Below are 7,952 nucleotides of genomic sequence, written 5' to 3' on the forward strand. Positions count from 1 at the left end.
TCCGCCGAAGCTGACATCCCGCCCCGAGGCCGGCGCCGGCGGGGCGCATCGACCCCCGGACACTCCGCTCGATCACCGAGGCGGACTCCGCACGGCCTTTTCCGCTCACCGAACCACTCACCGAGGGGGCTGTACGCCATGCCTAATCCATTCGACGACGACAGCCGGGACTTCCTCGCCCTGTGCAACGCCGAGGAGCAGTACTCGCTGTGGCCGCAGGACATCGCCGTGCCCGAGGGCTGGCGGGCCGTGTACGGCCCCGCGGCCCGGGACGAGGTGATCGGCTACATCGACCGGACGTGGACGGACATGCGGCCGAAGAGCCTGCGGGACGCGATGGCCCGCGGCGACGGACTGCCGGCGTGAGGAGGGAACGGGCGAGGCGCGGCGCTCGGGGAGGCGCCGCGCGTCGCCGGGGTGATGTGTGCTGATCCGATGGCACGTCGACGGCTGACTGGAAAACGGTGCGGTTGAGAATCCTGTTTCTCGATTTCAACGGACAAGGTTGCTTGGGGGATACCTGTGACGGCAGATGTGAAGAATCGGGTCAAGTTCGTCCGCTGGCCTGCGGAGAGCGAGATACGCGAACAATGTAAAGTCCGGGGGCATCTCTGTCTGCTGGTCGTCGAGCACGGCGCGCCGCCGCCGGACCAGCTGAGCCTCTACGAGGACTGGGTGCGGCCCCCGATCGTCCAGGAAGACCTCCAGGCCCGCGTCCGCCAGCTGGCAGCCCGGGCCGTGCTCAAGTCGAAACCGGTGCTGGACCCGGCGGGCATCCTCTACTTCAAGGACTCCTCCGTCACGCTCTCACTGACGCAGTGCGAGATGCTGGCACCGCTGGTCGCCCGCTACGGCCAGATCATCTACCGGACCGAGCTGCGGGAGATCCTGGAACACTCCGGATCCAGCTCGTCCAGCAACGCGCTGGACCTGCACGTGATGCGCCTGCGCCGTCGTCTGCAGGTCGTGGGACTTGCGGTGCGCAACGTGTGGGGACGCGGTTTCGTCCTCGAACCCCTCTAGGGCCTGTCTGACAATTCCCGCCCGCCCCGTGGCGCATGGCACGCACGCTCGCCGCGTTCGCACGCACCGGACGCCACGGGGCCCGCCCTCCGGGAGGACGACGGGAATTGTCAGACAGACCCTAGGACGGCGAGCGCACACCGGTTGCGAGCGGCGGCGACCGGGTCGAGCGGGCGCGGGCGCAGACCGTGCCGCCGTCGCCCGACCCGGCCGGCCGTTCGGGTCACGACGTCGCGACGCTGAGCCCGACGTGCGCCTGGCTGCGCAGCTCGCGCAGCTCGCCGAAGGGGAGCGAACATCGGCTGAGCAAGTAGTCGGCGCCCGAGGTGCCGCCGGTCCCGGAATGGCTGCCCATGATCTTCGTGAGCATGCTGACATGACCCACCTGCCAGCGCCAGTAGCCGTTGCCCAGGTCGAGCAGGGCCTCGATGATCCGGTAGTAGACATCCGCGTCGATGCCCCGCCGCGCCAGGCCGGACACGGTGTGCCCGGACCGGGTCACCCAGGCGGTGAACGACTCGTACAGCGGACCGTCCTGCTCGGCGTTGCCGACGAGCCGGGCCAGCCGCTGAAACTGCTCCGACTGCGCACCGCTCGCCGTGCCGAGAGACTGACGGAACATGGCGAAGTCGCCCAGCGGCAGCCGGTCGAGGGCGGTCAGCTGGGTGTGCAGCACCTCGATGAGCTTCGCGGCACGCTGCAGAAGGTCGACGATCCACTCCGCGTTGGACGTGTCGTCGGTCGTCGTGAACGCGTCGATGACGGCTTCCAGGTCGGCGATCACCTGCCGCAGCCACAGTTCGCTCGCCTGGTGCGCGATGATGAAGAACTGCTCTGACAGAACAATGGACTTCATATCCGCGGAATCAGCGGTACGGGGTTTCTGGAGGGACAGCAAAGTATCCAGCTCGAGATAGTTCTGATAGGTCACGTCATCGGTCACTTTGATTCCCTCTCTCCGTGACGCACTCGACGATCGTCGACTCGCGGAGTCGGACTCGATCGCTCGTGGCCTGAGGCATCCATACGACGGCTGCGCCGAACCGGCCGGGCAGCGGAGCAGCGTTGCCGGGCACCGCCTCATTATGGGGTGGCCGGCGGGCTCGTGAACCCCGAGGAAAGAGTTCTTTCACGGCCCCGCGGGCCGGTCCGGCCCCATGTCATCGTGATGACCGTTACCAGCACGATGGCGGTCCCGGCGGGCGTCCCAGAACCCGCGGTCGCCATGACCGCCCATCAATTCGCGTATCCATCATGCTGGACTCTCTGTCGGAGGCGGAGCGGCGTTGAATACTGTTGCGGAGCTATTCGAGTCCACGGTTGCCAAGTCGGGTGATGCTCCGTCGGTCGTTTTCGGAGAATCCGTCGTCGACTACGCGGAGCTGAACGCGAGGGCGAACCGGCTCGCCAGGCGGCTGATCGCCTCCGGCGTGGGGCCGGACTCCCTCGTCGCGATCGCGGTGCCCCGGTCCACCCGGCTCATCATCGCGGTGCTCGCCGTGCTGAAGGCCGGCGGTGCCTACCTGCCGCTGGACCCCACCTATCCGGCCGAGCGGCTGACACACATGGTCGTGGACGCGCGGCCGGTCCTGCTGCTGCGGACGGAGAGCGTGGCCTCCCTGGACCTGGGCGTGCCGGAGGCCGTGCTCGACGACCCGCTGTTCGAGGCCGCCTGCGAGCGGGAGTCCGGGGAGAACGTCGCCGACGGCGAGCGGATCGCCCCGCTGACCCCCGCCCATCTGATGTACGTCATCTACACCTCCGGTTCGACCGGTGTGCCCAAGGGCGTAGCGGTCAGCCACACCGGCGTGGCCGACCTGGTCTCCACCCAGGCGCGGCTGTACGGAGTCGGTCCCGGTGAGCGCGTACTGCAGTGGGCGTCCTTCAGCTTCGACGCCTGGTTCTGGGACTTCACGCTGGCCCTGCTGCACGGCGCGACCCTCGTGATGGCCGAGCAGCACGAGCTGATGCCGGGCGAGTCGCTGCGCGAGACCATGCTGCGGCACAAGGTCGACCACGCGGTCCTGCCGCCCGTCGCGCTGGGCATCACCGAGAGCGAGGGACTGCTGGCCGACGGCACGATCACCTCCACCGGCGACGTCTGCACCCGGTCCCTGGCCGAGGAGTGGTCCAAGGGCAGGCGCCTCTACAACGCCTACGGCCCGACCGAGGTGACCGTCGGCGCGTCCATCGGCGGACCGATCGAGGGCCTCCAGGAGGAGGTGACGATCGGCACGCCGTGGGACGGCGGCGCGGTCTACGTGCTCGACGAGCGGCTGCGAGACCTCCGCGACGGCCGGGAGGGCGAACTGTTCCTGGCGGGGAGCGGGGTCGCCCGCGGCTACCTGAACCGTCCGGGCCTGACCGCCGCCCGGTTCGTCGCCGACCCCTACGGCCCGCCCGGCAGCAGGATGTACCGGTCGGGCGACTGCGGCCGGCGCGGCCTCGACGGCGAGCTGTACTTCACCGGCAGAGTCGACAACCAGGTGAAGGTCCGCGGCTTCCGCATCGAGCTCGGCGAGATCGAGGCGCGCCTGGAGAGCCACCCCGCCGTGGAGATCGTCGTCGCCGTGGTCGGCGGTGAGGACGTCAGCACCGAGCACATCGTCGCCTACGTCAAGACATCGGCCCGCCAGGCGGTTGCCGAGGCGGAACTGCGCGAGTACGCGCGCCGTGCCCTCCCCGAGCACATGGTGCCGTCGAGCATCGTCCGGCTGGACCGGTTCCCGACCCTGCTGAACGGGAAGCTCGACCGCAAGGCCCTCGCCGAGCGGGCGGCGCGCTCCACCGCCGGCCTCCCGCCGGCGCCCGCGGTGGCCGGCGCGAACGGCACGGGCTCCTTCGAGCAGACCCTGTGCGCCATGGTGCGGGAGACCCTGAAGGTTCCCGAGGCCTCGCCGGACGACAACTTCTTCGATCTGGGCGGCCATTCGGTGTTCGCCGCGAAGCTGGCCAGCCGGATGCGCAAGGAGCTGGGCGTGATCGTGCCGATGCGGTCGATCTTCGAGGCCAAGACCCTGGGCGAGCTGGCGCGGACCGCCGAACAGGCCCGGCAGGCCCAGCAGGCCGGCCCGCCGCACCAGGCCGAGCGGGCCTGACGGCCGGGCCGTTCCGTTCCTTCCCCGGCTTCGGGAAGCCTCGGGGACCTTCGTTCACCACGACGCTGCGGAGTCGAAAGCGTGCAAGGGAGCTTGGAAATGTCATCGGACCATGTTGACCGCGGCGCGGGGGCTCCCGGCGCCACGCCCGCCGGGACGGACCCGGACACCGTGCGCCGTATGGTGTCCGAGCTGCTGGGCATCGAGCTGACCGCGGCGGACGACGACAGCAACCTCTTCGAACTCGGCCTGCAGTCGCTGGAGATGATGCGCCTGGCGAACCGCCTCAGCCGGGCCGGCACCGACGTCAAGTTCGCCCAGCTGTCCGACGACCCACGGCTGGCGGCGTGGTTCGAGCTGCTCGGTGCGGGCGCCGGCACGGCCCCCGCACCGCAGCCGCGGGTCGCCGAGCCGGAGCCCGACGACCGGGCGGACCGGCCCTTCCCGCTGACGGCCGTGCAGCAGGCGTATCTGATCGGCCGGGACGACGACCAGACGCTCGGCGGGGTCAGCTGTCACGCCTACCTGGAGTTCGACACGGCCCAGGTGGACCCGGAGCGTCTCGAACGAGCCGTGCGCGCCCTGATCGAACGGCACCCCATGCTGCGCGTGGCGTTCGCCGACGACGCCACCCAGCGCGTCCTGCCGCGGTCCCCGTGGCCGGGCGTCACCGTCCGCGACCTGCGCGGCGTCGCGGCCGACGAGGCGATGGAGACGGCCCAGGCCCTGCGGGACCGGCTGTCGCACCGGCGTCTGGACGTCGCCCGCGGCGAGGTCATCGACGTCCAGCTGACCTTGCTCCCGGACGCGGTGGACCGGCTCCACTTCAACGTCGACCTGCTGGCCGCCGACCTCGCCAGCATCCGGGTCCTGCTCGCCGACCTGGCCGCCCTCTACGACGACCCGGGCGCCCTCGACGACCTCACCTACACCTTCGGCCAGTACCTCGCCCACCAGGACACCGTGCGCGCCGCGGAGCGCGAGCGGGCCCGGGAGTACTGGCAGCAGCGGCTGCCGTCGCTGCCCGGCGGACCGAAGCTGCCGCTGGCGGCCGACCCGGAAGCCGTCGCCGTACCGCGGTTCGTCCGCCGCTCCTGCGGGCTCACGGCCGACGAGTGGCGGCTGATGGAACGGCGGGCGAGCGAGGCGGGCCTGACACCCTCCGTGGTGCTGGCCACCGCGTTCGCCATGGTGCTGGGGCGGTGGAGCGGCGAGGAGCGGTTCCTGCTGAACCTGCCGCTGTTCGACCGCGACCTCGACGCGCACCCGCAGATCAACCGTGTCGTCGCCGACTTCACCGGCCTGGTGCTGGTCGAGGTCGACCTCTCCGGCGAGAGCTTCGCCGACCGCGCCCGCACCCTGCAGAAGCAGATGCACGAGGACATCGGCCACGCCGCCTACTCCGGCGTCGACGTGCTGCGCGACTTCGTCCGCACCGACGTGGACGCGCCGCGCACGGCCCCCGTCGTCTTCGCCTGCGACCTGTCCGCGCCGCTGGTGCCGGACGCGTTCCAGGCCCGCTTCGGCGAGGCGTCCTGGATGATCTCCCAGACGCCGCAGATCTGGCTCGACCACCAGGTCTACCGCACCCGCGACGGCGGGGTGCTGCTGGTGTGGGACGCCGTCGAGGAGCTGTTCCCGGACGGCATGCTGGACGCGATGGCGGCGGCCTACGAGTCGCTGGTCCGCGGCCTGCTGACCGGCGGGTGGGACACCGCGGCGCCGCGGATCCCGCTCCCTGCGGAGCAGCGCGAGCGCCGCGCGGCCGTCAACGCGCGGACCCGTCCGCTGACCGGCAACCTCCTGCACACCACGTTCTTCGAGCGAGCCGGCGACCGGGCCGGACGGCCCGCCCTGCTGTGGGGCGAGCAGGACGAGCTGGCCCACGACGAGCTGGCGCGGCACGCCCTGGCCGTCGCGGGAGCGCTGACGGAGCGCGGCGTCGGCCGGGGGTCGTACGTCGCCGTGATCGCCCCGAAGGGCCCGCGGCAGATCGCGGCCGTGCTGGGCGTGCTGGCCGCCGGCGCCGCGTACGTGCCGATCGGCGTGGACCAGCCGGCCGAGCGGCGGGCCCGCATCCTCGAACTCAGCGGCGCCCGGGTGATTTTGGACGGCAGCGGTCGGCTGGAGTCCGCCGGGACCGGCGCCGAGGTTCTGGCGATCGACGAGGCGCTGCTCGCGTCCCCGCTGAGCGCGCCGGCGCCCGCCGACCCCGGCGACACCGCCTACGTGATCTTCACCTCGGGTTCGACGGGACTGCCCAAGGGCGTCGAGGTCAGCCATCGGGCCGCGGTCAACACCGTCGAGGACGTCAACGAGCGATTCGGGATCGGGTCCGGCGACCGGGTGCTGGCGGTGTCCGCGCTGGACTTCGACCTGTCGGTGTGGGACGTCTTCGGATTCCTGGCGGTGGGCGGCGCCGCCGTCCTGGTGCCCGAGTCCGGCCGGCGGGACGCCAACGAGTGGCTGGCGCTGTGCCGACGGCACGGAGTGACCGTCTGGAACACCGTCCCCGCCCTGCTCGACATGCTGCTGACCGCCGCCGACGACGCTCGGCTCCCCGACAGCATGCGCCTGGCCCTGCTGTCCGGCGACTGGATCGGGCTCGACCTGCCCGGCCGGCTGGCCCGCGCCTCCGGCGGGCACTGCCGGCTGATCGCGCTCGGCGGCGCCACCGAGGCCGCCATCTGGTCGAACGCCTACGAGGTCGACTCGGTTCCGGACGGCTGGCGGTCCGTCCCGTACGGAAAGCCGCTGCGCAACCAGAAGTTCCGCGTGGTGGACGGCCGCGGCCGGGACTGCCCCGACTGGGTGCCCGGCGAGCTGTGGATCGGCGGTACCGGTGTCGCGCTCGGCTACCGGGGCGATCCGGAGCTGACCGCGGCCCGCTTCCCCGAGCGGGACGGCGAACGCTGGTACCGCACCGGCGACCTCGGGCGTTACTGGCCCGACGGCAACCTGGAGTTCCTCGGGCGCCTCGACCACCAGGTGAAGATCAACGGCTTCCGGGTCGAGCTGGGCGAGATCGAGGCCTGTCTCCAGGCGCACCCCGAGGTGGCGCAGGCCGTGGCCGTGCCGCTGACCGAAGGGCGCAGGGAACTGGTCGCCGCCCTGGTCGAGCGGTCCCCGGCGCCGGACCGTGACCGTGCCCGGGCGGACGCGGACGGCGCGGGAGCCGCCGAGCGGCCGGGCAGCGGCTTCCTGCCGCCCGCTGCCGACCCCACCGCCCCGTCCGATCCGCATCTGCACGAACACCGGCTGGTCGAGGTGCTGCTGGCCGGTGTCGTCGCACCGCTCGTCGGACCCGGCGGCGCCACGGCGCGGCGCACCTCCGTGTGCGCCGGACAGCGCCCGGTGGCCGACCTATGGCTGCAGTACCTCGCCCAGCGCTCCGTGCTGGCCCGGGCCGCCGACGGGACGTACGAGCACGGCCCCCGGTGGGACGACGTCACGGACGCGGGCTGGATCAAGCAGGTCCGCGAGGCCACGCACGGCACGAGCCTCGAAGCCGTCGCCACCGCCCTGGAGTGGGCCGGACCGCTCTGCACCGCCATCCTCTCCGGCGACGCCGACGCCACCGCGCTCCTGGACGATCCGGTCCTGGCCCCGGAGGCCCTCAACGATTCGACGCCGGGGACGGCCCACTGCCTCGGGGCCGTCGCGGACGACCTGCGGGCGCGCGGGACCGGTGCCGCCACGCCGCCCGCCGTGGCGGAGTGGGACGTGACCGGCGGTCGCGGCACCGCGCGGCTGCTCACCGAACTCGCCCCGGACGCCGTCGGGTACACCTTGCTCGGTGCCTCCCAGCCGGCGCTCGCCCAGGCACAGTCG

The 7,952-nt window shown here is 71.9% G+C and carries 5 protein-coding genes; 4 read left to right on the top strand and 1 reads right to left on the bottom strand.

Going from position 1 to position 7,952, the window contains the following annotated elements:
- Positions 1-138: 138 nt before the first annotated feature.
- Positions 139-366: an MbtH family protein gene (locus CCN42_RS37990; RefSeq protein ID WP_086741799.1), complete on the top strand. Its 228-nt coding sequence runs from the start codon at positions 139-141 to the stop codon at positions 364-366.
- A 168-nt stretch (positions 367-534) separates the two neighbouring features.
- The gene (locus tag CCN42_RS37995; protein ID WP_052413614.1) at positions 535-1,023 is read left to right on the top strand and encodes a winged helix-turn-helix domain-containing protein; all 489 of its coding nucleotides are present in this window, start codon (positions 535-537) and stop codon (positions 1,021-1,023) included.
- A gap of 223 nt (positions 1,024-1,246) precedes the next feature.
- On the opposite strand, the gene CCN42_RS38000 is transcribed toward CCN42_RS37995, so the two are convergent.
- Positions 1,247-1,966, bottom strand: a complete 720-nt coding sequence (locus tag CCN42_RS38000; RefSeq protein ID WP_158102194.1) for a tryptophan 2,3-dioxygenase family protein — start codon at positions 1,964-1,966, stop codon at positions 1,247-1,249.
- A 343-nt stretch (positions 1,967-2,309) separates the two neighbouring features.
- On the opposite strand from CCN42_RS38000, the gene CCN42_RS38005 reads away from it, so the two are divergent.
- Together CCN42_RS38005 and CCN42_RS38010 are read left to right on the top strand one after the other, a co-directional pair.
- Positions 2,310-4,121, top strand: coding sequence for a non-ribosomal peptide synthetase (locus tag CCN42_RS38005; RefSeq protein WP_086741801.1), 1,812 nt, complete (start codon positions 2,310-2,312; stop codon positions 4,119-4,121).
- A 99-nt stretch (positions 4,122-4,220) separates the two neighbouring features.
- Positions 4,221-7,952 (top strand): non-ribosomal peptide synthetase (locus CCN42_RS38010; protein ID WP_086741802.1); only part of this gene is annotated, 3,732 nt, incomplete at its 3' end.

This window comes from Streptomyces glaucescens, from assembly GCF_002154375.1.
GTDB lineage: Bacteria > Actinomycetota > Actinomycetes > Streptomycetales > Streptomycetaceae > Streptomyces > Streptomyces glaucescens.

Bases quoted from the DNA above. Each gene is read 5' to 3' on its own strand.
- CCN42_RS37990 (WP_086741799.1), top strand. From the start codon at position 139: ATGCCTAATCCATTCGACGACGACAGCCGGGACTTCCTCGCCCTGTGC.